This is a genomic window from Chamaesiphon sp. OTE_20_metabat_361, assembly GCF_031364565.1.
In genome coordinates, this window is sequence record NZ_JANLWO010000024.1 from 1 (window position 1) to 2,863 (window position 2,863).

Annotated in this window: 2 protein-coding genes; both read left to right on the forward strand. The window is 46.4% G+C overall.

The features are described 5' to 3' along the window. Positions 1-1,584, forward strand: a 1,584-nt coding sequence (locus RMO35_RS00590) for a serine/threonine-protein kinase (protein WP_309737833.1), incomplete at its 5' end; no start/stop codon positions are given. A gap of 23 nt (positions 1,585-1,607) precedes the next feature. Further along, the gene (locus RMO35_RS00595) at positions 1,608-2,768 is read left to right on the forward strand and encodes an aminotransferase class V-fold PLP-dependent enzyme (protein WP_309737834.1); all 1,161 of its coding nucleotides are present in this window, start codon (positions 1,608-1,610) and stop codon (positions 2,766-2,768) included. Positions 2,769-2,863: the final 95 nt, after the last annotated feature.

Here is a 2,863-nt window from a genome sequence, read left to right on the forward strand (position 1 = left end):
TGTGGTAGTCAGTTACTTTTGAAAGATCGCTATCGAGCAATCAGCTTTCTCGATAGTGGCGGTATGAGTCGAAATTTTTTGGCGATCGATACAGACATGCCGCAAGAAAGACGCTGTGTAGTCAAGCAGTTTTTTCCAGCGCCGCAGGTATTAGATGATATCGAAGCTTTTGAAAAATCGATCGAGCTGTTTCAGCGGGAAGGGGCGCAATTGGACAGGCTAGGTGCTGATTCAACCCAAATTCCGCAATTATTTGCCTATTTAGAGCAAGAACGGCGATTTTACCTGATTCAAGAATTTATTGATGGGCAAAATCTCCTTAAAGAACTAGATAAAAATGGGGCGTATTCACCAGAAAAAATTCGGAAGTTATTAGACGATCTGCTACCAATCTTAAAATACGTTCACGATAGTGGTGTAATTCATCGGGATATCAAGCCTGAGAATATTATGCGGCGCAATACTGGTGAATTAGTCTTAATTGATTTTGGGATGTCCAAGCATCTCAATAGTACGGTGATGTCGCGGGGAACTACTGGCGGGACTATGGGTTATGCACCGCCCGAACAAATTCGGGCAGGGGTAGCTTATCCGGCTAGTGATATTTATGCTCTCGGTGCTACCTGCATTCATTTACTCACCGATATTACGCCCGATCGACTGTATGATTTTATGATTAATAAGTGGACTTGGCGACAGGAATTAGCCGCTCAAGAACGCGAAATCGACGAGCAATTGGCGAACGCAATCGATCGGATGTTGATGAATGAAGTTCAGGATCGCCATCAATCGATTTCCTGTATTATTGCCGCCTTAGCATCGCCGCCTGTGAATAATTGGCGATTGAAAGCGAGCGTCTCTGCCGCGATCTTAGCAGTACTCTCAACTGGGCTAGTCGCTTATGCCAATAAAGATCGGATCGAATGTGATTACCTCAACGGTCAAAATCAACTTTGTCCGCCCAAAGCTTTACCAAAGCTCAGCTACCAGACGCCTCAAAAAATTGGTAATGTGACTTATTATCCCTTCATACCTGTCGCAGATAGTCAGGGTAAATCGGCAGAGATTAACATGGCAATCCTCAGCGATGAATATGAGTGGCAAATGGGTTCGGATACTCAAGTCAGGCTCAATGGTCAAGAAGAATCTATTCCCATCTCGGTGCTAAAAAATAAGTTAGAGCAAAACGATCCTAAAGCAAAAAAACGAAGTATTTTTGAAATCATGGAAAATCCCAACCGAATTATCGCGTTAGGAATGGCATCCTGTGAAGGCTCGCCTATCGAAGAAGAAGCTCGATCGCTCAATCGTGCCAGAACGATTCAAACACAAATTGTCAAGCCAATCTTTGATGTGAAGGAATATCCAGTGATTAGTTTGGGTCAGTTCAAAACGGGAACTTGTCAACGCAATGCCGGGAATTCAATCCAGCGCAAATTGATTATCGTTGGGATGCGAAAACAAAGTCCTGGTCTAGAAGAAAAAGAAGTACTGTATAAACGACTCGGCAAAACAATCAAACAGATCCAGCTTGCAAATTATTCTCAAGGTGCAGCGGATAAGTTTGTACTCAGCGATCGATAATAACTCCTTTTCCCCACACATTAATGCCAATGAATTATCGCCAGCAATTTCCTGCTTTAGCTAATAAAGCTTACTTCAACTATGGCGGGCAAGGGCCGATGCCGCAAGCTGCCCTCGGCGCGATTGTAGCCGCCTACGAGCGGATTCAGACTCAGGGGCCATTTGGATTCAAAACTAGCGAATTGGTGGGGCGAGAGTCAAATTTGACCCGGCAGGCGATCGCTTCCGAGCTGGGAGTAACCGCAGAATCGATCGCCTTGACTGAAAATGTGACGGCGGGGTGTAATATTGCCTTGTGGGGTCTCAATTGGCAACCTGGCGATCGCATTCTCATTTCAGACTGCGAGCATCCGGGAGTGATTGCGAGTATCAAGGAAATCTGTCGCCGTTTTCAGGTGGAGATCGATGTATTCCCACTCATGGCTACGCTCGATAATGGCGATCCTGTGACTGTAGTGACAGCGCACTTACAACCGCAAACGCGGTTGGTTGTCCTCAGTCATGTCCTGTGGAACACCGGACAAGTATTACCCCTAGCGGAAATCGCGGCTGGGATCCGCCAGTATTCGCCAGGAAATCGATCGATCCGAATTTTGGTAGATGCCGCCCAATCAGTCGGTTTATTGCCGTTAAATTTAGCCCAATTGGGAATCGATTTTTATGCCTTCACCGGACACAAGTGGTGGTGTGGGCCGGAAGGTGTCGGCGGGCTGTATATTCATCCCGATGCGCTAGCTAGTCTCGATCCGACCTTTATCGGGTGGCGGAGTCTCGACTACAGTAACTCAGATCTACCTTTAGTTAGAGATGCGCGGCGGTATGAGGTAGCGACATCAGCTTATCCCTTATATGCGGGATTGCGTGCGGCAATTGCGACACATCAAAGTTGGGGGAGTGCCGCAGATCGTGCTAGCAAAATCGTCAGCTTGGCTACTTATCTGTGGGAAAATTTACAGCAAGTCGCAGGGATTAGCTGTCTCAACCAGACGGCACCGCAGTCGGGTTTAGTATCTTTTCAAGTACGGTCGGCAGATCGTGCTAAGTTAGTCAAAGATTTGGAAGATCGACATTTTTATCTACGGACGATCGTCGATCCCGCTTGTATTCGTGCTTGTACGCATTACTTTACTACTACTACCGAAATAGATGAATTAATTCAATGTTTGCGTAAGCTAATAAGTTAATCCATTGAGAGCCGTTTTTATGTCAACGCCGACGATTTATATCACCATTACCGCACATGGTTTCGGTCATGCCGCGCGAACTGCCTCGATCGCGG